The 21696-nt window shown below is 34.6% G+C and carries 21 protein-coding genes and 1 tRNA gene; 11 read left to right on the forward strand and 11 right to left on the reverse strand.

All coding sequences use genetic code 11. The features are described from left to right. Positions 1 to 42: 42 nt before the first annotated feature. Positions 43 to 1425: an IS66 family transposase gene (gene tnpC, locus ONG75_RS05875; RefSeq protein ID WP_264375454.1), complete on the forward strand. Its 1383-nt coding sequence runs from the start codon at positions 43 to 45 to the stop codon at positions 1423 to 1425. Between the two features lie 293 nt (positions 1426 to 1718). On the opposite strand, the gene tnpC (ONG75_RS05880) is transcribed toward tnpC (ONG75_RS05875), so the two are convergent. The 4 genes from tnpC (ONG75_RS05880) to ONG75_RS05895 form a co-directional block, all read right to left on the reverse strand. Further along, the gene (tnpC, locus tag ONG75_RS05880; RefSeq protein WP_264375454.1) at positions 1719 to 3101 is read right to left on the reverse strand and encodes an IS66 family transposase; all 1383 of its coding nucleotides are present in this window, start codon (positions 3099 to 3101) and stop codon (positions 1719 to 1721) included. Between the two features lie 161 nt (positions 3102 to 3262). Next, positions 3263 to 3856 carry a pyridoxamine 5'-phosphate oxidase gene (pdxH, locus tag ONG75_RS05885; protein WP_264375999.1) on the reverse strand — a complete coding sequence of 198 codons (594 nt, stop codon included), beginning with the start codon at positions 3854 to 3856 and terminating at the stop codon, positions 3263 to 3265. A 15-nt stretch (positions 3857 to 3871) separates the two neighbouring features. Then, positions 3872 to 4687 carry a bifunctional DNA-formamidopyrimidine glycosylase/DNA-(apurinic or apyrimidinic site) lyase gene (gene mutM, locus ONG75_RS05890; RefSeq protein ID WP_029237631.1) on the reverse strand — a complete coding sequence of 272 codons (816 nt, stop codon included), beginning with the start codon at positions 4685 to 4687 and terminating at the stop codon, positions 3872 to 3874. Continuing rightward, positions 4653 to 4796 (reverse strand): hypothetical protein, encoded by a 144-nt coding sequence (locus tag ONG75_RS05895; protein ID WP_164819321.1) that lies wholly within the window; start codon positions 4794 to 4796, stop codon positions 4653 to 4655. The genes mutM and ONG75_RS05895 overlap by 35 nt, the downstream gene beginning before the upstream one ends. A 19-nt stretch (positions 4797 to 4815) precedes the next feature. Here ONG75_RS05895 and ONG75_RS05900 point away from each other — a divergent pair. Next, a tRNA-Thr gene (locus ONG75_RS05900) sits at positions 4816 to 4888 on the forward strand. 141 nt (positions 4889 to 5029) lie between these two features. Here the strand turns inward: ONG75_RS05900 and ONG75_RS05905 are convergent. The 3 genes from ONG75_RS05905 to ONG75_RS05915 form a co-directional block, all read right to left on the reverse strand. Beyond that, on the reverse strand, positions 5030 to 5203 hold the full coding sequence (locus ONG75_RS05905) for a hypothetical protein (protein WP_179943622.1): 174 nt from the start codon (positions 5201 to 5203) through the stop codon (positions 5030 to 5032). Between the two features lie 223 nt (positions 5204 to 5426). Further along, positions 5427 to 5681, reverse strand: a complete 255-nt coding sequence (locus ONG75_RS05910; RefSeq protein WP_264376000.1) for a hypothetical protein — start codon at positions 5679 to 5681, stop codon at positions 5427 to 5429. 65 nt (positions 5682 to 5746) lie between these two features. Next, positions 5747 to 6973 carry a M61 family metallopeptidase gene (locus tag ONG75_RS05915; RefSeq protein ID WP_264376001.1) on the reverse strand — a complete coding sequence of 409 codons (1227 nt, stop codon included), beginning with the start codon at positions 6971 to 6973 and terminating at the stop codon, positions 5747 to 5749. A gap of 516 nt (positions 6974 to 7489) precedes the next feature. Here ONG75_RS05915 and tnpC (ONG75_RS05920) point away from each other — a divergent pair. Continuing rightward, positions 7490 to 8872 (forward strand): IS66 family transposase, encoded by a 1383-nt coding sequence (gene tnpC, locus ONG75_RS05920; protein WP_264375454.1) that lies wholly within the window; start codon positions 7490 to 7492, stop codon positions 8870 to 8872. Between the two features lie 266 nt (positions 8873 to 9138). On the opposite strand, the gene ONG75_RS05925 is transcribed toward tnpC (ONG75_RS05920), so the two are convergent. Further along, a complete protein-coding gene (locus tag ONG75_RS05925) occupies positions 9139 to 10665 on the reverse strand; it encodes an acyl-CoA carboxylase subunit beta (protein WP_264376002.1) in 1527 nt (508 codons plus the stop codon). A gap of 124 nt (positions 10666 to 10789) precedes the next feature. Continuing rightward, positions 10790 to 11614: a hypothetical protein gene (locus tag ONG75_RS05930; RefSeq protein ID WP_264376003.1), complete on the reverse strand. Its 825-nt coding sequence runs from the start codon at positions 11612 to 11614 to the stop codon at positions 10790 to 10792. A 135-nt stretch (positions 11615 to 11749) separates the two neighbouring features. Here ONG75_RS05930 and der point away from each other — a divergent pair, with 135 nt between their 5' ends. The 5 genes from der to lpdA all read left to right on the forward strand — a co-directional run bounded on the left by der (position 11750) and on the right by lpdA (position 17698). Then, entirely contained in the window at positions 11750 to 13075 is a 1326-nt protein-coding gene (gene der / locus ONG75_RS05935; RefSeq protein ID WP_264376004.1) for a ribosome biogenesis GTPase Der, read from the forward strand. Between the two features lie 132 nt (positions 13076 to 13207). Then, on the forward strand, positions 13208 to 14263 hold the full coding sequence (locus ONG75_RS05940; protein WP_264376005.1) for a hypothetical protein: 1056 nt from the start codon (positions 13208 to 13210) through the stop codon (positions 14261 to 14263). Positions 14264 to 14342: 79 nt separating this feature from the next. Then, positions 14343 to 14834, forward strand: coding sequence for a disulfide bond formation protein B (locus ONG75_RS05945; RefSeq protein WP_264376006.1), 492 nt, complete (start codon positions 14343 to 14345; stop codon positions 14832 to 14834). Beyond that, positions 14822 to 15700, forward strand: a complete 879-nt coding sequence (locus tag ONG75_RS05950) for an aminoglycoside phosphotransferase family protein (protein ID WP_264376007.1) — start codon at positions 14822 to 14824, stop codon at positions 15698 to 15700. Before ONG75_RS05945 ends, ONG75_RS05950 begins: the two co-directional genes overlap by 13 nt. A gap of 612 nt (positions 15701 to 16312) precedes the next feature. Beyond that, the gene (gene lpdA, locus ONG75_RS05955; RefSeq protein WP_264376008.1) at positions 16313 to 17698 is read left to right on the forward strand and encodes a dihydrolipoyl dehydrogenase; all 1386 of its coding nucleotides are present in this window, start codon (positions 16313 to 16315) and stop codon (positions 17696 to 17698) included. A gap of 1 nt (position 17699) precedes the next feature. Here the strand turns inward: lpdA and ONG75_RS05960 are convergent, their stop codons facing one another. Next, positions 17700 to 18059 carry a hypothetical protein gene (locus tag ONG75_RS05960; RefSeq protein WP_264376009.1) on the reverse strand — a complete coding sequence of 120 codons (360 nt, stop codon included), beginning with the start codon at positions 18057 to 18059 and terminating at the stop codon, positions 17700 to 17702. Positions 18060 to 18132: 73 nt separating this feature from the next. Here ONG75_RS05960 and ONG75_RS05965 point away from each other — a divergent pair, with 73 nt between their 5' ends. Further along, positions 18133 to 19155: a UDP-N-acetylglucosamine--N-acetylmuramyl-(pentapeptide) pyrophosphoryl-undecaprenol N-acetylglucosamine transferase gene (locus ONG75_RS05965; RefSeq protein WP_010403780.1), complete on the forward strand. Its 1023-nt coding sequence runs from the start codon at positions 18133 to 18135 to the stop codon at positions 19153 to 19155. Here the strand turns inward: ONG75_RS05965 and gshB are convergent. Beyond that, positions 19140 to 20066: a glutathione synthase gene (gshB, locus tag ONG75_RS05970; RefSeq protein WP_007302296.1), complete on the reverse strand. Its 927-nt coding sequence runs from the start codon at positions 20064 to 20066 to the stop codon at positions 19140 to 19142. The two genes, ONG75_RS05965 and gshB, sit on opposite strands and share 16 nt — an antisense overlap. 63 nt (positions 20067 to 20129) lie before the next feature. Between gshB and bcp the strand changes: the two genes are divergently transcribed. Together bcp and recF are read left to right on the forward strand one after the other, a co-directional pair. Continuing rightward, positions 20130 to 20597 carry a thioredoxin-dependent thiol peroxidase gene (bcp, locus tag ONG75_RS05975; RefSeq protein ID WP_010403789.1) on the forward strand — a complete coding sequence of 156 codons (468 nt, stop codon included), beginning with the start codon at positions 20130 to 20132 and terminating at the stop codon, positions 20595 to 20597. Between the two features lie 8 nt (positions 20598 to 20605). Continuing rightward, positions 20606 to 21685, forward strand: coding sequence for a DNA replication/repair protein RecF (gene recF, locus ONG75_RS05980; RefSeq protein WP_007302298.1), 1080 nt, complete (start codon positions 20606 to 20608; stop codon positions 21683 to 21685). Positions 21686 to 21696 lie beyond the last annotated feature (11 nt).

Here is a 21696-nt window from a genome sequence, read left to right on the forward strand (position 1 = left end):
AGGTGATCTAAAAAGATAATCATAGAGCAAAAGTGAGGTAATGTGGTAAACCTTTTAGAGCTTTGCAAAAATTTACAGCAAAAAATAGAAAAGTTAGAAGCAAAAATAGAAAAGCTGGAAAGGGAGAATGAAAGTTTAAAAGCAGAGAACAAGGCTTTAAAGATAGAGAACGCTGAATTAAAGGAAAGGCTTGGTTTAAACTCGAAAAATTCATCTCTACCAAGCTCTAGAGAGTTGTACAAAATAAAAAAGGACAAGCCAAAGAGCGACAGAAACGTTGGTGGTCAGGTTGGTCATAAAGGAAGTTTTCGCGCCAAAATGGATGCAGATGAGGTGATAAAAGTAAAGTTGTCATCTACTTGTGAATGCGGAGGAGGGATTGCAATATGCAATGGACCGTACATTCATCAAAAAGTTGATCTTCCGGAAATTAGGCCTTATGTAGTGGAATATCAGATGGAGCATGGTCGTTGCCGGAGATGCGGAAAAAGAAGAAGCAGTAAGTTACCAGAAGGTGTTACGTCAGATACATTTGGTCCAAGGGTTAAGTCAATAATTGCAGCGTTCAGCGGATTCTACAAAAATTCAAAACGCGAAATAGCGAGTGTCGTAAATGATATCTTCAATTTGAACATAAGCGTCGTTAGCATATCAAATAGTGAACATAGAGTTGCTTCAAAATGCAAAAAAATGTATGAGCAGATCGAACAAGAGATAAGTAGGAGTAAAGTTCTACATATTGATGAAACGAGCCATTATAACAAAGGTAAACTCGCTTGGTGTTGGATGTTTGCAAGCAATACGGCAAGTTTTGTGAAGTTGACAGAGTCAAGAGGAATGAAAGTTTTAAAAAATAACGCATGCTGCAATCATAATAGCTTAGTGGTAACCGACAGGTACGCAGTATACAATTACTTTGCTGATGAAAAAAGGCAAATCTGCTGGGCACACTTAGCAAGGGATTTTGAAAGATTAGCGCATAGTTGGAATATTGAAGTCAAAGTTCTTGGCTGTTACTTAAGAAATGTAGCTACTGAATTATTTGCACTAAAAAAGGCTTTGCTAAAAAATGAGATAGATGTTTTTAGATTTGCCAGACGTGCCAGAAAGTTGCGAAAACGTACAAGGTATTACTTGAAGGAAATATCCTACTTACCTGAAGCAATTGGAGCCTCTCGAGTTGCGAAAAATATTTTGAAATCTGAAAGAATGATGTGGAATTTTTTAGATGACCCAAAAAACATTCCGCTGACAAACAACCATGCTGAACAGCAGATACGGCATTATGTCGTTTACCGCAAAAATTCGTATTTTACACAATCAAAGCGGGGAAATGCATTCCTTGAACGGATAATTTCGTTATACTTAACATGGAAACAAAGGGGTCTCAATCCTTTCCAAAACCTCTTATCTATTGTTTCTTAAACCACTCTCCTGAACGGATACGAAAAGTCTGCAGACGAAGATAGATTTCGAGCTCTAGAATATCTTCACTATCAAAATAACAAAGCTGTCAAAATTTGTCAAGTAATTTTTATCGCAACTGTACAAACATTGCACAGGACAAATTTAAAATGCTGTAAAATGGTGTCTGTTCAGACGCATGTGAAACCAGTGCTTCTTTTCATCCCACTTCCATACGGCTAAAACCCTTTTCATAATCTCCTATCTATCATTTCTTAAACCACTCCCCTGAACGGATACTTCAGGAGAGTGGTTTAAGAAACAATAGATAAGAGGTTTTGGAAAGGATTGAGACCCCTTTGTTTCCATGTTAAGTATAACGAAATTATCCGTTCAAGGAATGCATTTCCCCGCTTTGATTGTGTAAAATACGAATTTTTGCGGTAAACGACATAATGCCGTATCTGCTGTTCAGCATGGTTGTTTGTCAGCGGAATGTTTTTTGGGTCATCTAAAAAATTCCACATCATTCTTTCAGATTTCAAAATATTTTTCGCAACTCGAGAGGCTCCAATTGCTTCAGGTAAGTAGGATATTTCCTTCAAGTAATACCTTGTACGTTTTCGCAACTTTCTGGCACGTCTGGCAAATCTAAAAACATCTATCTCATTTTTTAGCAAAGCCTTTTTTAGTGCAAATAATTCAGTAGCTACATTTCTTAAGTAACAGCCAAGAACTTTGACTTCAATATTCCAACTATGCGCTAATCTTTCAAAATCCCTTGCTAAGTGTGCCCAGCAGATTTGCCTTTTTTCATCAGCAAAGTAATTGTATACTGCGTACCTGTCGGTTACCACTAAGCTATTATGATTGCAGCATGCGTTATTTTTTAAAACTTTCATTCCTCTTGACTCTGTCAACTTCACAAAACTTGCCGTATTGCTTGCAAACATCCAACACCAAGCGAGTTTACCTTTGTTATAATGGCTCGTTTCATCAATATGTAGAACTTTACTCCTACTTATCTCTTGTTCGATCTGCTCATACATTTTTTTGCATTTTGAAGCAACTCTATGTTCACTATTTGATATGCTAACGACGCTTATGTTCAAATTGAAGATATCATTTACGACACTCGCTATTTCGCGTTTTGAATTTTTGTAGAATCCGCTGAACGCTGCAATTATTGACTTAACCCTTGGACCAAATGTATCTGACGTAACACCTTCTGGTAACTTACTGCTTCTTCTTTTTCCGCATCTCCGGCAACGACCATGCTCCATCTGATATTCCACTACATAAGGCCTAATTTCCGGAAGATCAACTTTTTGATGAATGTACGGTCCATTGCATATTGCAATCCCTCCTCCGCATTCACAAGTAGATGACAACTTTACTTTTATCACCTCATCTGCATCCATTTTGGCGCGAAAACTTCCTTTATGACCAACCTGACCACCAACGTTTCTGTCGCTCTTTGGCTTGTCCTTTTTTATTTTGTACAACTCTCTAGAGCTTGGTAGAGATGAATTTTTCGAGTTTAAACCAAGCCTTTCCTTTAATTCAGCGTTCTCTATCTTTAAAGCCTTGTTCTCTGCTTTTAAACTTTCATTCTCCCTTTCCAGCTTTTCTATTTTTGCTTCTAACTTTTCTATTTTTTGCTGTAAATTTTTGCAAAGCTCTAAAAGGTTTACCACATTACCTCACTTTTGCTCTATGATTATCTTTTTAGATCACCTTGTCTACCTTATTCTGCCACTCCGCTGAACGGATACAAGTTTTTAAGCCATAAAAAGTTACTTTCCTTGTTATGACAATAAATCCTTATTTTTGATCTGCAGAGTAGCTTTCTCTAACGTTAGGGATATAATTGTTCCACTTTCCAATTGCTTTTCTCAACAAGAGTATATCTAAATCTAGTGTGTCTCCTATATTCACCTTCTTGCCAAAATTCAATTACCTTTGGGATTACGCAAAATCCCACCCAAAAGTCAGGACGAGAAACTTGTATATTGTGAAATTCTTTCTCTTTCAATTCTATAGCCTGCTCAAAATCTTGCCAATTTTTCAGAACTCTTGATTGTTTTGAGCACCACGCGCTAATTTGACTATCACGTGCTCGAGAGGAGAAATATTCGTCAGCCTTTTTGCCGCTTAGAAGCCTAACTTCTCCTTCAATTCGTACTTGTCTAGAAAATTCTGTCCAATGAAATACGAGTGCAGCTTTGGGATTCTCAGTCAATTCTTTTCCTTTTCTACTGTTTACGTTAGTAAAGAACACAAAACCTTCTTTACTATATTCCTTTAGTAATACCACTCTTGCAGATGGAATGCAGTCTTTGCTACACGTTGCTAGCGTCATTGCAGTTGACTCTTTACACGGAAAATTAAGTACTTCTTGATACCACTTTGAGAACAAATCAAAAGGATCTTTTTCAGGTAAGAGTGTCATATGCAAAAATAAAATTTAATTCTGACATGCATTGCAAAAATAAGTGCTACGACCATTTTGTCGTATAAGTGTTATGATATTGTTGCAGATTCTGCAAGGTTTTTGCACTTTACCATATACGTAAAAGTTATTTTGAAAGTATCCAGCAGATCCAGATGGCTGTGCATAATCTTTCAGTGTTGAACCACCAGCAGCAATTGCATCACTCAGAGTATTTTTTATTTCGATAGCAAGTTTTTCGCACTCTATATATGTTAAATCTTGTGCTAGCCTAAGTGGTGATATGCGAGCTCTAAATAAGCTCTCAGAAGCATATATGTTACCTACGCCAACTATTAGCTTATTATTCATTAATACTGATTTGATATTTGCTTTTCTGTTCTTTAGCAACTTCTGTAAATAATGTCCGTCAAATTCATCTGTGAGGGGTTCTATTCCTAGGTTATTAAAAAAATTTAGTTCTTGCTCTCTGTTTAAAACAATCACTAATCCAAACCTTCTTGGGTCATTAAAGATTAGTGAAGTGTTGTCAGAAAATAAGAATATCACATGATCATGTTTGTTCTGTGCTTGATTGTCTTCAGCATATATAAGCTTTCCGCTCATGCCAAGGTGTATGATTACAGCCATACTAGCATCTATATTCGAGATTATATATTTACCTCTACGCTTGATATCATTTATAACTTTGCCCTTTAGCAAATCATCAATATTCTTCGTTATTGGTACACGCAAATTACAATTATTGACTGTCACATTGCTTATTTTCTTATTTTTGATTTTATCAAATAAGAAGTTAGAGATTACTTCCACTTCTGGGAGTTCTGGCATCTTGTCTACTCTGTTGCTGTTTTTTTCTTTTTAGAATATTTTGCTTTAAAGCTTTTGCCAATCTTTTTCTCTCTTCTTCTTTTTCCTTATTTTTTTTCATGTTATTCATTATCATAATACGTGAACTTGCCGTTGTAGCTCAGGTGGTAGAGTACGTCATTGGTAATGACGAGGTCCCAAGTTCGAATCTTGGTAACGGCAGTTTAGAGGACGATATTCATAAAGTCAATCCTCTAGATGCTAATTAGATTATAGAAAAACGTCTAGTAAATACCTTTTATACACTACCATTAAGCTGCTTTTTCAGTATCACTATTCAATAATACCTGCCGTAATTTTTCTTTAGAAAATCCATGCATTAAAAGAAATTGTATAATCCTTTGCCAAAAATCCCTCACAATATACTGAAGGATTATTAAAACTTACGTTGGCAGGGTTAAACCTGTTACCATAACTTCCCCCACCACAAATATTTTCATAACAACACTGCTTACAATCATCAGGCCTGTTTTCCATATCACTCAAAAAGTTATTAAAAAATTTATCTGATAAGAACTTAGCCCAACTAGTATTGCTGATGTTATATTCAACAAACTTATGAGGGACACATGTTCTCAAATCATCTAGTGGACCGAGATCACCATTATTGGAAACACATATTAACGGTAATACAAAAGGACTTCTTTTGCCAAATCCTTCAACTCTTGAATAATTACCGTAAAATAGCTCTAATGAAAAGTTATATAGAAATTTCTCTATCCTTTTTGTGATAGTTCTCAGTCAGGTCTTCTTTTATCTTATCTGCCCAGCATATATTACCATGCCCTCCACCATCTCTATCAAACTGACAATGGCTATTGTGATTATTTCTACCATGAAAATTATCTGAAAGCTTTTCTATTCTTTTAAGTATGATACTACTACTAACTTGACCGATATTAGCGCTAAGAAGCTCTAATAATAAATCCACTTGTTTTTCTTTATTGTTTACCATAATTATTTTGCCTTAAAATAGCAAAGTCTAGGTTTACTATAGCTTTTGTCAAGCATTTATCTGAGCTATTTATATATTGGAATGCTACTCGTTATTTTGTTGGCTTTCAAATGTATAACTTTCGGTATCTTGTTTTCAAGGACTTTTAACTTAATATTACCACTATTAAAGTCAATACTATAACACTTTAGTTCTTGACCATCCTTGAGTCCCATATTATGGCAATCACCACCTAATTTAACCCCACGTATCTTTTGTAGCTCTAGACTTCTGGTTAAGTTAAAGCATATATCACTATACTTATCAGTATCTTGGAAAGTTAAATTTTTATTTAGTAATCTGCTGGGTAGTAATTTGAGAAGTATGCTAGAATCTCTTATAGAGGCTATGATGTCTTTTATAAGGTACTCTGGTAAGTAATGTTTTAAATGACTTGCAAATAAGTCAACATTAAAATTAACTTTCTTTGAAGTTATTTCACTTATTATACTATTTATAGTAGTCAATAAGTTATACCTTCCATTACTAACCTCATTTAATTTCTCATCAATTATTGTTGCAAGGATAAAACCTTTGTTATAACTCAACATGCTTATGTTTTGATCAAGTAAATGTTTTTTGCCTATCTTTTCAAAATTAATATCAAGTACTAAGGAGCTAAAATATTCTTTTAAAATAGTATTAATTATTTCTAAATATTCATCTTTATTAATAAATTTCGTGTCAAGTAAGGTTTTCACTCCATAAAATTCCGTAAATCCTTCAAAAAACCACTTATATTTTACTTCATTTTCCTCATCCTCATCTTGCTCTATTATACGCCCTATGTATCTATGAATTAATTCATGTGATATCACTCTAGTATAATCTTTGATATTTTTTTTTAAGCTTCCCTCAATAATTACATAGTCCTTTCCTGCAGCACCTGTAGTTCTAATAAGATTGGGATTATCAACAAGTACTATATTATACGGCTTACTTTCTAGTATGAATAAGTTATCTTGAGCTAAGATAATTTTATTAATAATATTTACAAAACTGATACTATTATGAGCATTGGTATAAAGCTTATTTCTTTTATCAAGATCAAAACTTCTAAAATTGTCAGTTCTAATAATTTTTTCTATATTATCAAAAGGTTTTCTAAAAGGTAAAAAATCAGGTAAGTTTTTTAAATGTGATGAAGAGTTATCTAAAGCAATAGCAGAATGCATATACTGAATGTATATAAGGAAAAAACAAATAATATAATTTAATAGACTGTGTACATTTTTAAGCTTAATGTTTGCCATAAATAAAACAGGACATTGAAGAAGTGTAAGTAATTACGATTAAGCAAATATAATTTATTGCTAAGTAGGTGATAAGGATAATTTTAATTATCTCTTTAAAACTTTACTCTTCCCATATTATTGAACACCTTATAATAAAGACTGAGAAGAAAGTTACAAAGGATTGTATATTCTTATCATCATAGCGCTGTTACTACAGTAATAACACTAAGAATAACTATAAGTTTCTTTGAATGATAGTTGAATTTTGATTGAAATTTTGAGGCTATAAAAACCGCAGGTACCAGTTGGTTTTTATTAGCTAAAGTAAACGTCAAATATCTGGAATTCTGGACATAAAATCCTCCTTTGAAAAAAAAGATTAGAAAAAAATGCAATGCACATACGACAGAAATTAAGTATGTGTGTATGCACCCACATACGCTGAAGAGGATACGCGTATCCGTTCAGCGGAGTGGCAGAATAAGGTAGACAAGGTGATCTAAAAAGATAATCATAGAGCAAAAGTGAGGTAATGTGGTAAACCTTTTAGAGCTTTGCAAAAATTTACAGCAAAAAATAGAAAAGTTAGAAGCAAAAATAGAAAAGCTGGAAAGGGAGAATGAAAGTTTAAAAGCAGAGAACAAGGCTTTAAAGATAGAGAACGCTGAATTAAAGGAAAGGCTTGGTTTAAACTCGAAAAATTCATCTCTACCAAGCTCTAGAGAGTTGTACAAAATAAAAAAGGACAAGCCAAAGAGCGACAGAAACGTTGGTGGTCAGGTTGGTCATAAAGGAAGTTTTCGCGCCAAAATGGATGCAGATGAGGTGATAAAAGTAAAGTTGTCATCTACTTGTGAATGCGGAGGAGGGATTGCAATATGCAATGGACCGTACATTCATCAAAAAGTTGATCTTCCGGAAATTAGGCCTTATGTAGTGGAATATCAGATGGAGCATGGTCGTTGCCGGAGATGCGGAAAAAGAAGAAGCAGTAAGTTACCAGAAGGTGTTACGTCAGATACATTTGGTCCAAGGGTTAAGTCAATAATTGCAGCGTTCAGCGGATTCTACAAAAATTCAAAACGCGAAATAGCGAGTGTCGTAAATGATATCTTCAATTTGAACATAAGCGTCGTTAGCATATCAAATAGTGAACATAGAGTTGCTTCAAAATGCAAAAAAATGTATGAGCAGATCGAACAAGAGATAAGTAGGAGTAAAGTTCTACATATTGATGAAACGAGCCATTATAACAAAGGTAAACTCGCTTGGTGTTGGATGTTTGCAAGCAATACGGCAAGTTTTGTGAAGTTGACAGAGTCAAGAGGAATGAAAGTTTTAAAAAATAACGCATGCTGCAATCATAATAGCTTAGTGGTAACCGACAGGTACGCAGTATACAATTACTTTGCTGATGAAAAAAGGCAAATCTGCTGGGCACACTTAGCAAGGGATTTTGAAAGATTAGCGCATAGTTGGAATATTGAAGTCAAAGTTCTTGGCTGTTACTTAAGAAATGTAGCTACTGAATTATTTGCACTAAAAAAGGCTTTGCTAAAAAATGAGATAGATGTTTTTAGATTTGCCAGACGTGCCAGAAAGTTGCGAAAACGTACAAGGTATTACTTGAAGGAAATATCCTACTTACCTGAAGCAATTGGAGCCTCTCGAGTTGCGAAAAATATTTTGAAATCTGAAAGAATGATGTGGAATTTTTTAGATGACCCAAAAAACATTCCGCTGACAAACAACCATGCTGAACAGCAGATACGGCATTATGTCGTTTACCGCAAAAATTCGTATTTTACACAATCAAAGCGGGGAAATGCATTCCTTGAACGGATAATTTCGTTATACTTAACATGGAAACAAAGGGGTCTCAATCCTTTCCAAAACCTCTTATCTATTGTTTCTTAAACCACTCTCCTGAACGGATACGGATACGCTACATTTTTTTATGAGTTTGATTGTTTAATAAAAAAAAGTCTGCAGACAAAGATAAATTTTTGAGCTCTAAAAGTATCTCTAATTGTCATTATAATCAGATTTAGAATATGCGGAAGTAATTTTTTAGCTATAAGAATATATTATAGAAAAAAGGAGGAACCCAAAAGTTAGCGTTATTGGTAATCCAACTTGGTGTAACGGCACTGTAGACCTTACAATAAAGACTGAGAGGAAAGTTACAAAGGAAGATTATCATGCTTCTTCCATATTCTTTCTACTTTCTTGTTTTTAAGTAGCTCTAGTGCTTTGTGAAAGTGATGCCTTGTTTTACTTGGCACTATAATGTCATCAATGTATCCATGTGATGCAGCAAAAAATGGATTAGCAAATTTCTCTTTATATTCTTTGATTAACGTTTGCTGTTCTTTTTCATGCCTAAATATAATTTCAACTGCACTTTCAGGGCCCATTACAGCTATCTCAGCGGTTGGCCAAGCATAATTTATATCACCTTTTAAATGCTTTGAGTTCATAACAATATATGCACCACCATACGCTTTTCTAGTGATAAGGCTAATTTTCGGCACGGTCGCTTCAGCGTAAGCGTAAAGCAGTTTCGCTCCGTGTTGTATTATATTATTGTATTCTTGATTCGTGCCAGGTAAAAACCCTGGAACATCAATAAGTGTGATGATGGGAATGTTAAATGCGTCACAAAATCTTACAAACCTTGCAGCTTTTCTTGAAGAGTCAATATCCAAGCATCCTGCAAGGTGCATAGGTTGATTTGCAACAACACCAATAGTATTTCCTCCAATTCTGCCAAAGCCAATTATGATGTTACGAGCAAAATCGGGTTTTAGTTCAAAAAATTTCCTTTCATCACACACCTTTTCAATGAGTTCATACATATCATAAGGAGTATTAGGATTACTAGGAACTAGAGTGTTCAAAGATTCATCAACATCATCAATTAAGTCGCAGATTGGTACAGTTTTTGGCAACTCTTGATTATTTGCTGGCAAAAAGGTGAAGAATTTTCGCATTTCTAGTAGCATTTCAACTTCATTATTGAATGCAAAATCTGCTACTCCTGTTTTGCTCGTATGAATTTTTGCTCCACCGAGATCTTCGTGGCTTACGTTCTCGTATGTAACTTTTTTCACTACATCTGGTCCGGTTATAAACATGTATGAGCTATTTTTTACCATGAAAATAAAATCGGTTAGCGCTGGAGAGTAAACTGCACCGCCAGCACATGGTCCCATGATTAGAGAGATTTGTGGTATAACGCCTGATGCATTTACATTCCTTTGAAAAATTTCTCCGTAACCAGCAAGGGAATTTACTCCTTCTTGGATTCTGGCTCCACCAGAATCGTTTAGTCCGATAATTGGAATTCTGGCATTAATTGCCATATCCATAATTTTGCATATTTTTTTTGCATGTGATGCACCAAGTGATCCACCAAAGACAGTGAAATCCTGAGAATAAACAAAAACTTTTCTGCCATAAATAGTACCATGGCCAATTACAACTCCATCACCTAAAAAATCAGCATTTTGCATGCCAAAATCAGTTGCGTGATGCTTCACAAACTTATCATACTCTTGAAATGAATTTTCATCGAGCAATATACTCAGCCTTTCTCTAGCGGTTAGCTTTCCTTTTTCATGTTGCTTGTTAACTCTATCAGGACCTCCTCCTTTTTCGGCTTCTAATATTTTGATCTTTAGAGTTTCTAGTATTTCAGAGTCTTGCATGTAGTAAAATAACTTTCAAATTGGTTGTAAACTTTATTGAGCTTACAAATCCTATTGATTATACACATACACCGTTGCTGCATGCAACGGTGTATGTGTACGATAATTAATGCGCTAGCAATTTCTATTTAATATTTTGAGAATGCTGAGACTCACTAACATTCTGTGCACTTGCACTTGTTACACCTGTTGATGGATTAATTGTTATAACTTCTCTTTCAATTCCTTGTAAGTTTGAAGCCAATGAGACCAATTTTGCTAGAGTCATGTCATTATATTTATCCATCTTCTTATTCTCATAATAGCCAATTTTTATTTTTACAGCTTTGTTTTCCTCGAAGTCCTCAGGACTTATATTATCACTTAAATCAGTACAAAATACGTTACCATTTTCACTAATATTTAAAGCAATACTGCAATCTCTATCACCCACTTTCCAGTTAAATTTAATTATACAAGACTCATTTAGTATTTGATAAAGCCTTACACCATCATCACTTTGTGAAACACGCACCAACCTTTTATCTTCTGGAGATACCAATGTAAAAGCTCCAATTTTTGGATTACTATCCTTTAAGACTTTACCAGGAAATGAGTTATCAAATTTTAACTCACCTCTGCCTTCTTTTAACGATACCCATGCAGTAAATGATTTATCTTCTTTTCCTCTCAACCTCACATCTACAGAATCATTACCTGTATATTCAGCAATTCCTTTTCGAATTACACTCAGAAATTTCTTAGTTTCTTCATCATTGTCACTCAAAAAAAGCTCCTTATTTGCATGTGACCGGGATGGATCATTGAGATTCTCCAATGCTTTAGCTAAAGTTATATAGTTATATATACGTGTCCTGTTGTTATAAGGTGTCCCTAATTTATAAATTTGAGGAGTTAATTGAGTAACTTGATCGAAATTCATTATTAAAGTTTCATTTGCATTATGCATAGCGCCTCCAATTTTACATAATAAACTTAAGATAAAATATCCTAATTTTAGGATAGGTATATAATCTATCAAGTCAATAGTTAAACTAAAAAATTTTGATTATAATTTACTATGTATAAAATACGCTCTTAAACTATGCTGAAAATAGTAATAATAGGCCTTCCAAATGCAGGCAAGTCAACTCTATTTAATAGGCTAGTAAGAAGAAAAGCAGCGGTAGTTAGTGACATTCCAGGAGTAACGAGAGATAGGCGTGAAGGAATTGGAAGAATTAGTGATTTAGAGTTTAAAGTTATAGATACAGGAGGATGGAATGACCAAACCAGTTTTTCACTACAAGTTATTGAACAAATAGAGTTTTCTTTATTAAGCGCAGATGTAATTTTTTTTCTTGTTGATGCAAAAGTGCAAAACGAGCAGAACAAAGAGTTTGCAAAGTGGCTGAAGAGAAAAACGAACAAACCTGTAATACTAATAGCAAACAAATGCGAAAGTCATAAATCGGAAAATGTTGATTATTTGCAGTTCTTCAACTTCATAGGTCCGGTGTATATCTCAGCCGAACATAATCTTGGTATGATTGATCTTTATGATGTATTAGCTGGTGTTATTGAAGATTTTAACAAAAAAACTGAGCTGCCTGAAAGTGAGTCCATTAGACTGAGGATTGCAATCATCGGTCGCCCAAACGTTGGAAAATCAACTTTTTTAAACAGTTTACTTGCAGAAAATAGACTAATAGTAAGCTCAAAACCTGGTACCACGCGTGACTCTGTGGATATTTCATACGACCATAATGGGAAATTAATCACTCTCATCGATACTGCGGGAATCCGCAGAAAGGCAAATGTTGTTGATAACTTAGAATCAAGATTTGTTGAAAAAAGTATAGAGTCAATAAAGCGCTCTCATGTAGTGATTTTAATGCTAGATTCCTTGCTTGGCGTTGAGCAGCAGGATTTATCAATTGCTGAAGCTGCAATTAAAGGGGGGAAGGGAATTATCATTGTTTTAAATAAGTGGGATTTAATAGGTAAGGATGACAGAAGTAAGTTAATAAAATTTGTCAAACAACAGGAAGTGACTCGGTTATTTTTGGAAGTGCCAACTGTAACAATTTCTGCATTGAAAGGTATGCGCTGTGGTGATGTGATAGATAAGTGTCTTGAAGTGAGTGAATCCTTAAACAAGAAGATCAGCACTGCAAAACTGAATAATTGGCTAATAGATGCTGTGGAAAAACATTCTCACCCACTTATAAAAGGTAGAGAGATTAAAATGAAGTATATTGCTCAAATTGGCACCAAACCTCCAGCTTTTTCTTTGGTATGCAACGTCCCGGAAAGTGTTGATGAGAGTTATAAACGTTATTTGACTAATGGTCTTAGAAAAAACTTCTTTGTTGAAGGCGTACCAGTCAGATTGCTTTTGAAAAAGAATAAGAATCCCTATGTAAAGTAGGTAATCTTGTTTTATTAATAATATAGTTTTTTATCTTATTAATATTCTTAATAAGTAAATAATATTACTTAAATAAGTAGTTGATAAATTAATATTATATAGTAAAGTATTAACTTGTTTAGTACTTTTGCTATGAATTATAAAGGACAAGATTTAAGGCCTGGATCTCCACATACTTTCACGGTTGATACACCTTTAGTATTTCAGTGGCTTCCAAGGCAATATGGATACCTGATTCCAGAAAAATATTTGGAGAGATTGAGCGAATGGGCAAAAAGAGAAGATACGCGTGTAGTGAAGTTAGTAATAAATGGATCTGGTTTTACTCCTACGCAACGTAAAGAGTTGGAGAATAAAATATCAAACAGAGAGTTTAACCCAAACAAAAACATAGAGCTTATAGACTTTAATGAGCTGGATTTAGGAGAGTATGAATTCAGCTTTCACTTACAAACAGATAAGAAAACAGAACTATCTAAATGTCCTTTATACACTGTATCTCAATATTTCAAAGATCTATACTCTATTCCAGAAAGTAAAAGATTATCTTTTGGTGTTGAGATAGACAGTATGCGTATATTTATGTTGTTAGCACTGAAGTCTCCTATGATCTATTTTGATTTTGATATCTTACCTAAAGAAGATAAGAAAGTTGGTGAGATTCAGGCTGTGCATGGCTTTTTGGTTGCTGAAAATGACAGAAAAGGTTATGACTATGATGGTATAGCAAGTATTGAAAATGCTATCATTGCTCTAAGCGATGCTGGTAGAGTAAAAATTATGGAAATTTACAATGAAGTAAAGAATAAGTTTCAAAAAGATTATCCTTTGTTTAAGTTATCAGAACATGAGATTTACAAAATTATGGAAGAGATAGTATATTTCACTCTTTCTAATGACGTTCTTCTTCTTATATCTAGCTATCAAGATTCTAACAAACGTTACAATAGACGTTTGGAAGAAGCAAGATTGCTTATGCAAGAAACATTTGGGTTTAAAACCAATGGAGGAGAAGTTGATATTCAATATGACAATAGCTGGACGAAAAACAAGGATGAATTGTATACCAAAGAAGAAATTGCAAAAATAGATAGTGATACTAGAGTTGCAACTGATATGAAAGGGCTGATTACTGAACCAATATACAACGGCGAGCATATGTATAGAGGTGTAAAAGTAGTAACATAGTACTTAGTGTTCTATCGTTACATGAAACGTTGTCAAACAAGAGTTGACTCTTCACAGATATTGTAGTAATTCATTAACTATGTCAGATGTAAATAACAGTTCTATAATCTTTTTGCTGTCAAGTGCCGCTGCTCTGATTTTTGCATATGTGCTAGAGTATTTCTTCAATATGCTACCATGCAAGTTATGCATATACGAGCGAGTAGTTTACTATGTTACAGGGCTACTTGCAGTTGCGTATATGTTCAAAGACAACAAAATCCTAATCTATGCGATGTTTTGCAGCTATCTCATTGGTGCAATAATATCTTTTTATCATGTAGGTCTTGAACTCCACTTATTTCATGATGTTTTAGGCTGTACAGAGCAAGCAAGTGGTAACGTTAGCATAGAAGAGCTAAGAAATAATCTATTAAACCCTAACTACTCTCCGTCTTGTGACAGACCTCATTATATTTTTGGTGTTTCGTTAGCAACATGGAATCTTATTTATCTTATAGTAGCCCTGTTTGTATCAGGTAGGATATATTGTAAAGAAAGAAATTTAAGGCACAATTGGTGCAAAAAGTAGCAAGAGTAGATGCTGCATTTGTACACCGCTTAGTTGTCACCCAGTTTCCGCAATTTAAAGATCTATCTATCTGCCAAATCGTGCCCGGTGGATGGGACAATAGAACATTTCGTCTGGGTGATCACATGCTTGTGCGTATGCCAAGCGCTGCAAAGTATGCAATGCAGGTGGAAAAGGAACAAAAGTGGTTACCCAGGTTGGCACCTTTACTGCCACTTTCAATTCCAAAGCCTTTGGCAATGGGAGAGTCGTGTGAGGGTTACCCGTGGCAATGGTCTATTTACCAATGGATTGATGGCAACACCGCTGCATCTGTGCACATAGCAGATCTGAATGACTTTGCAACCAGCCTTGCTCAATTTCTCGCTGCTTTACAACGCATAGATACTACAGATGGGCCTCTTCCCGGACCACATAATTTCTATCGTGGAGGGGTACTAACAACCTATAATGCTGAGACAAAGCAAGCAATTGCCGTTCTAAAAGATAGAATAGATGCCAATGCTGCAATCGAGCTCTGGGAAGCAGCGCTAGCAAGCGCTTGGAAAGGTTTGCCAGTGTGGGTCCATGGTGACGTTAGCGCTGGCAACCTATTGGTGCAAGAAGGAAAATTGAGTGCCGTCATTGATTTTGGAGGATTGGGGATCGGCGATCCCGCTTGCGATCTAATGATTGCTTGGACGCTGCTTAGAGGAGAAAGCCGAAAAATCTTCCGTGCAATGCTTCCGTTGGATGCTAGCACTTGGACTCGTGGCCGTGCCTGGGCTTTATGGAAGGCTCTTGCTGATATTACCACAAACACGAACGCTGTCGAAGCTTGGCACACTATTAATGAAGTGTTTAGAGATTATAAACGCAATTCATAAAGTATATTTGTATGAACATTGTGATTTGAGAGCAATCTCCACTAGAAAGGATGTAATCTCAGTATTGAAATCCAGTTTTTTTATCAAAAAATTTTTTGTATAAGGAAGGTATCATACTAGTCACAGCTGTACGAACATTGTGATTTGGGCTAAAAAGATGCGAGTAGCCCCTTCGGTGTCATCTTATGTTTTTGTCATCCCAGTGCCCAGATACTGGGATCCAGAACAGGTAATAAGAAGTGCTGGAATGACATCCTGAAATTTTAGCTACAAATATTAAGAAATTTACCAAATAGAAAAAAGGCAAAAGAATCCCCCAGTAGTGAGTTTTAATAATGTAAATTGATAATGTGCTAACAAGCGTGTTTTGGCTGAAGTAGAAAAAATTTAAAAAACATGCAGCCGCTATAATTTTATGTAATTTGCCAATAAATATCTGAGTTTTTTACTGAATTTTGTTGTTAAATCTGCAGAGATTAAAAACAAGGATAAATACTCTTATTGATATAAGAAGAAAAGTGGGAAGGTTTGTCAAGCCGCTTCTATGCACCTGAGCATTGATCATACGGGTTCCATCTGTTATATATAGTCTTTTGCATACGAAGAAAACTGATGAATGAGTATGATATTACAGTTATAGGCAGCGGTCCTGGTGGTTATATAGCAGCAATTAGAGCGGCGCAGCTTGGACTTAAAACTGCAATTGTTGAAAAGGAGGAAAATTTGGGTGGTATATGCTTAAATTGGGGATGTATACCAACAAAATCGCTACTTAGAGCATCTGAAATTTATAGATTAATAAGAAGATCAGAAGAATTTGGCATAAAAGTAAAGGATGCAAGTTTTGATATACAATCAATGGTGAAATATTCAAGGAACGTTGTTGGCAAGCTATCAAGTGGTGTTGAGTATTTGATGAAAAAAAATAACATCAAAGTCCATCAAGGCTTCGGTAAACTTGCAGGTAATCGTACTATAAAAATTCTTAATGACAAAAAGGAGGAGGAAATTTCTTCCAAGCATATCATTTTAGCAACAGGTGTAAGGGCAAGAAATCTTCCTGGAATCGAAGTAGATGGAGATTTAATATGGAATGCGCAGCACGCTATGACTCCAAAGAAGTTACCAAAATCTCTACTAATCATAGGTTCTGGTGCGATAGGAATAGAGTTTGCAAGTTTTTATAGTACTTTGGGAGTTGATGTAACAATTATAGAAGTAAAAGACACTATTTTGCCGCTGGAAGATAAAGATATTTCAAATTTAGCACAAGAAATATTCACAAAACAAAGGATAAAAATATATACAAACAGTAGCGTAAAAGCTTTGACTAAAAATAAAGACTTTGCTCAAGTGTTACTAAGTAGTGGTGAGAGCAAAGAATTTGATAGGGTGATTGTTGCAGTTGGCGTGCAAGCAAACACTGAAAATATAGGTTTAGAAAATACAAAAATTAAGTTGAGTCCTTCTGGTTTCATTGAAACGAATGAGTGGTATGAAACAAGTGAATCAAGTGTGTATGCAATAGGTGATGTAGCTGGTCCCCCATGTTTAGCGCATAAAGCAAGTCATGAAGCTGTAATCTGTGTTGAGAAAATTGCCGGTAAAAATGCTCATAAGTTAAAAAAAGAGTGCATACCAAATTGCACTTACTCTCATCCGCAAGTAGCAAGCGTTGGCCTTACTGAGGAACAGGCAATAAAAAGTGGATACGATATAAAAGTAGGAAAATTTCACTCCAACTTTAATGGTAAATCTATTGCACTAAGTGAAACTGAAGGTTTAGTGAAAACAATTATAGACAAAAAAACAGGCGAACTTCTTGGAGCTCACATGATAGGAGCGGAAGTAACAGAGTTAATTAGCAATTTCGCTCTTGCAAAGCAACTAGAGGGAACAGACTGCGACATAAAATCTACGATTTTTCCTCATCCAACTATTTCGGAAATTATACACGAATCAGTACTTGCTGCAGATGATGAATCGTTAAATAGTTAAGCTAACGATCCATTGTTTTAGAGCTACAATTATCCTGATTAGGCGATTCAATTCTAATAGATTGATTACCAATATCAGATTTTTCTAACTTTTCTTTTAACCCTTCAGCTGCTTCTTTCACTTCAAGCTTTTTTTCCTGATTAAGATCCTCTGGGCTTTTTCTTTTACTGTCTAAACCTTGTTGTCTATCAATATTTTTATTGAGTTGTTCTTGCTGAGGTAGATCAACAACTGAGTTAAAAAGAGCTTTTATTATGTTTTTTAATAAACCTCCGCTTCTGCTTTGCTCTTGAGGCTTATTTTTTACGTTAGATTCTTTTTTACTGTCACTATTTTTAGGCATTTTTAACTCAACTATCATAAAGCTTGATAAAATTTTACATGCAAAGTATTAAAAAATAATTAACAATCTATTATCAAATTACTACTTACAGATGACTATTATTCTAGCAACAGGCGGTACAGGTGGGCATGTTTTTCCAGCTATAACCTTAGCAAAAGCACTAAAGGTACAAGGGCACAATTGTATATTATTCAATGATCAAAAAACCATCAATATAGAAAGTTATATTTTACCATTGTGCAAGCCAAGTGGCAACAAATTGAAGTTTCTCTTTTTGTTAATGTATAGTTGTGTATTAGCACTGTATCAAACGAGAAAATTAAAACCAAAGCTAATCATTGGTTTTGGTAGCTACGCTTCTTTTCCAACTCTTCTTGCAGCAAAGATTCTTTCTATACCTATAGTTTTACATGAACAAAACACAGTTTTAGGGAGAGTAAATAGATTCTTTTTCAAGAGTGCAAAATTAATTGCAACTAGCTTTCCAGAGACTAAGTATGCAGAAGGTAGTAAATGCGTTTTTACAGGAAATTTTGTCGATATAGAAGCACAAGGCTATTCTAGAGCTGAAACAGTTTTAAACGTGTTAATAATAGCAGGCAGTCAGGGTGCAAATTTTTTTGATGATGTAGTGAGCAGCGTAATTTGTGATCTACCTGTTGAAGTAAAAGAGAGGATTAGAGTAACGCAGCAATGTACGAAGAAAAATATAAACAAGGTCAAGAGTCTATACAAAAGTGAAGGAATTGATTGTGAGTTAAGTGAGTTTTTCGATGATATGGAAAATAAACTGGCCAATGCTCATTTGGTAATTAGCAGAGCGGGGGCAACTTCAATAGCAGAGATTACTCTTGCTGAGCGTCCTGCTGTATATATTCCTTATCCTCACTCAAAAGATAACCATCAATTTTATAATGCAAAACATATTGAAGATTCGGGAGCAGCTGTAATGGTTGAGCAAAATAGTAACGCGAAAAAGAATCTAGGAGAGTTGCTAGTTGATTTATTGCAAAATTGTCAAAAATTGCGTGATATGGCTAATAATACTAAGAAAACAAGAATAAGGAATGGAGTTACTGAATTTATTAAGGCAATAGCTCAAGAACTTAGTTGACGAATTGCTTTTTCTTCAAATGCATCCCATAGTTCTTTTTCTAGTGATTTACTATACAACTTATTGATATAAACTACTCCCGTAGGCGAAGTTGTGTTAATTTCAAGAAGGAAGTCATCTATAATATCAATACCAACAAATATTAGCCCTCTTTTCTTTAGCTCAGGACCGATTTTATTACATATTTCAGTGTCTCTATCATTCATTTCAATAGATTCAAAACTTGCTCCAAGCCTCATATTTGTTCTGATTTCTCCGCTAGACTTTGGAACTCGCTTCATTACTCCTATTGGCTTTCCATCCAGTAGCAGTATTCTTTTATCTGTATTTATCTTTTTACAAAATGCTTGTGCAATTACAGGACATTCATATTTTGCAATCATGAGATCGACTACCACTTGAATGCTATTTTGGTCTTGTATTCTTATTACGTCATTTCCTCCATAGCTATATAGTGGTTTCAAGATGATATCTTGATAGTCGTGACAAAAATTTCTAATCATCGATATATTTTCAGTGATCAAAGTTGGAGGAATTAGCTCTAGAAATAGTGAAGTAATTAATTTTTCAGGACAGTTTCTTATTTCTGTTGGATTATTTATTACTAACGCAGTAGTCTTTTCTAAGATATAGGTTGTTGTAATGTACCGCATATCAAAAGGTGGGTCCTGCCTGATAAGTATGATATCCATTTCATTCAAATCTATAGTTACATCTTCTTTAGAAGTAAAACCAAAATCATCAACGCTGACTTTCTGAGCAAGAGCAATTGACTGATTTAACTTGAGTGCTAGATTATTAGGAACATAGACAAAAATTTCGTGCTTTCTCCTCTGCGCTTCTTTTATTAATGCAAATGTAGTATCAGTTTCAAAATTTATATTTTCATCCATTTGAAAAGCTACTTTCATTTATCCTCCCTTCCTATTACAATATACTATAGTACCATAAAAGTGTTAATAATGGAGCAAAGTATGGAATTAACAGTAGGAAATAATGCACCTGATTTTAGTTTGCCAACAGATTCTGGCGAAATTTTATCGCTGAGTGAATTTTTTGATAAAAAAAATGTAGTCCTTTATTTTTATCCTAAAGACGATACTCCGGGCTGTACAATGGAGGCAAAAGGCTTTAGAGACAAAATAGAAAATTTCTCTTCTCTTGACACAGTGATAATTGGTGTATCAAAAGATAGCGTTAAGTGCCACGCTAACTTCAAAGCAAAATATTCTTTGCCATTTTCTTTAGTTTCTGATGAAAATGCTGAAATGTTGGAAAAATATGGTGTTTGGGTAGAAAAAAGCATGTTTGGCAAAAAGTATATGGGAATAGAGCGCACTACTTTTTTAATAGATAAAAAAGGTAAAGTAGTGAAGATCTGGAAAAACGTAAAAGTTAGTGGACATGTTGATGAGGTTCTAGAAGAAGTAAGGAGAATATAAATTAAAGAATGACTACCCATTGCTATATAAAAAAACTGAAATTATATAACTTTCGTAGTCATTCAAACTTTGAACTGGATTTAGATGATAGACCAGTTGTAGTAACTGGCAAAAATGGTATTGGAAAAACTAATATACTTGAAGCAATCTCATTGCTTGCTAAAAGCAACGGAATGAAAAAAGCAAAAATCAATGAGATGCAAAATAGGCGCAGTAATGAAAGTTGGGTAGTGTATTATGATTTTTTCAATGGAGCAGAGCTTAACTCAATTGGTATAGGAAAGAATCTTAATAAGAAATTAATACAAATTGATGGGAAAACGCAGTCAAGCTACTCATCTTTGTATAGAATATCTAATGTAATATGGCTAATTCCACAAATGGACTATATTCTTCTTAATTCTCCAAGCGACAGGTTAAAATTTTTAGACCGTATAGTTTCACTATTTGAAGAAAATTACACCTATTGCTACATGAAATATAGAAAAGCTAAGCATGAGCGAAGTAAATTGCTTAGAGAGAATATTTTGGACGAAAGTTGGCTCTCTAGTCTTGAAAACGTCATGGCTACCAATGCAATTGATATTTTACGTATGCGATCATCTGTTTTAAAGATATTACAAGACACAATTGATAACCATTCTTGTGAGTTTTTTCCAAAGGCAAGTTTGAAATTTAGCAGTCAGCTAACTTTGAACGATACTGCAGAATATTTTCAGAATCGTCTAAAGGAAAACAGAGAAAAAGACTCATTAACTGGTAGAGTAACCTTTTCTGTACATAATGATAATTTTTGGGTTTTTTGCCAAAAAGGGGACATGCCAATAAATCTTTGTTCTACTGGAGAGCAAAAGCTATTACTGCTTTCTATCATCTTATCTAGTGTAAAAGCAAGGTGTATTCATTACAATAAAGCACCTCTTCTTCTGCTTGACGATATAATGTCGCATCTGGATAAAGATTACAGAAAGGTGTTAATGGAGGAGGTGTTAAGCATTCAATGTCAAACTTGGATAACCGATGTAAATCAAGATAATTTCAATAACTATCTTTGCTCTTTCAAGTTTTTTGAATTATCAAGTAAATAAATTTCAAGCGT

The organism is Wolbachia endosymbiont (group B) of Sphaerophoria taeniata (assembly GCF_947179355.1).
GTDB lineage: Bacteria > Pseudomonadota > Alphaproteobacteria > Rickettsiales > Anaplasmataceae > Wolbachia.